1 protein-coding gene is annotated in these 394 nt (G+C 53.8%); it reads left to right on the plus strand.

The window, feature by feature from the left end:
- The coding region (locus H6B10_RS15580; RefSeq protein ID WP_204652373.1) for a hypothetical protein at positions 1-360 on the plus strand (360 nt) is incomplete at its 5' end.
- Between the last annotated feature and the right edge of the window lie 34 nt (positions 361-394).

Genomic DNA, 394 nt, shown 5'->3' on the forward strand with positions numbered 1-394 from the left:
CTGGGCAAAACCGGCAAAAACTTTGCAGCCGGTATGAGCGGCGGCATCGCTTATGTGCTGGACGAGGACTGGGACTTCTACCAGCGTGTCAACAAAGACATGGTCAGCCTGGAGCAGGTGGAGCACAAATATGACGTTTCGCTGCTGAAGGATCTGATCCGGGAACACGTGGAACTGACCGGTTCTCCCCGCGGCAAGGAAATTCTGGATAACTTCGGCGAATACCTGCCCAAGTTCAAAAAGGTCCTGCCCCACGACTACGACAAGATGCTGCGCCTGATTGCCCAGATGGAAGAAAAGGGCGAGGACAGCGAGCAGGCCCAGATTGAAGCATTCTATGCCATGAAAAACGCCAAGTAAGGGAGGCAGCAACAATGGGTAAACCGACAGGATT

Source organism: Gemmiger formicilis, from assembly GCF_016901605.1.
Taxonomy (GTDB): domain Bacteria; phylum Bacillota; class Clostridia; order Oscillospirales; family Ruminococcaceae; genus Gemmiger; species Gemmiger formicilis_B.